The organism is Microbacterium sp. K36, from assembly GCF_004794355.1.
Classification (GTDB): domain Bacteria; phylum Actinomycetota; class Actinomycetes; order Actinomycetales; family Microbacteriaceae; genus Microbacterium; species Microbacterium paraoxydans_D.
This window is the reverse complement of record NZ_SSDN01000027.1, coordinates 1-972: the sequence shown is the minus strand read 5'-3', so window position 1 is coordinate 972 and position 972 is coordinate 1. Positions and strand designations below refer to the sequence as shown.

At 63.3% G+C, this 972-nt stretch carries 2 protein-coding genes; both read right to left on the bottom strand.

From position 1 onward, the window contains the following. Positions 1 to 66: 66 nt before the first annotated feature. Positions 67 to 333 carry a hypothetical protein gene (locus DW296_RS00990; protein ID WP_136050708.1) on the bottom strand — a complete coding sequence of 89 codons (267 nt, stop codon included), beginning with the start codon at positions 331 to 333 and terminating at the stop codon, positions 67 to 69. Between the two features lie 31 nt (positions 334 to 364). Next, entirely contained in the window at positions 365 to 640 is a 276-nt protein-coding gene (locus DW296_RS00985) for a hypothetical protein (protein WP_136050707.1), read from the bottom strand. Positions 641 to 972 lie beyond the last annotated feature (332 nt).

Below are 972 nucleotides of genomic sequence, written 5' to 3'. Positions count from 1 at the left end.
GGGTCACCCACGACGAAGGAGGGCCTCCCGCTGCGGGAGACCCTCCTTCGAGACGTGCGGCAGGTGTCAGATCTCGCTACCGGCTCCTCCCGACGACCGGACGATAGCTCCGATCCACAAGGCGACGTTCACTCCCGCGACGATACAGAGGATCAGCGGCACCCACCCCGCAGCACTCGCTCCATCGACGAAGACCAGCAGAGCGAGGAGGGCGACTTCTGAGAGCATGAGCCCCCACAGCGTTACGTGCACCACTCGTAGATGGCGAAGGTCGGTCGACATCAAGGCGCCCGTGGACAAAACCATCAGCGCCGCTAACAACTCATTGGTCATGGTTTTCTCCACCGCAGGAGACCCTTTCACGCTAGTTGGGCACGCAGAAGTAGCCGGACCGCATCACCGTAGGGGCGAAGGGCAGAACTCCAGTCACCCAGGTGTGCCCTACCCAAACACCACGGCTCTTGATGTTGCAGACATTGAGGAGTGCCGCACCGAAGCCAAGGAGCGCGCCTGCCAAGGATGTGACGTTAACCGCCACCGTGCCGATGCCTGGCACAAGCGCAATGAGACGGCTGGCGAGAACCGCCGCACCGGCACCTGCCTGCGGATGGATCTCCGCGGCGGACGAGACGACATCCACGGCTCCTCCGTGCCGTCGATTTCGAACGCGTTCGCTGCCACACCCCCGGAGGAAGCGAGCATGGCGACTATCACGACGCTCGCGATACTGACGCGCGGGACTCGGTTCTGTCGATTCATCAGATACCTCTTCTTGTATCGAGTTCAACATCCCGCCTGTACAGGACAGTACCCGGACTGTCGTAGGCGCGCTGTCCCCCCTTCGGGGGACAGCGCGATCAGACCGGACGATCGGGATAGCTGAGCGCGACCATGACCGTGACCGCGAGCGAAAGGGTCACCCACGACGAAGGAGGGCCTCCCGCTGCGGGAGACCCTCCTTCGAGACGTGCG

Excerpts from the sequence above, each read along its gene's own strand:
- DW296_RS00990 (WP_136050708.1), bottom strand. The coding sequence starts at position 333 with ATGACCAATGAGTTGTTAGCGGCGCTGATGGTTTTGTCCACGGGCGCC.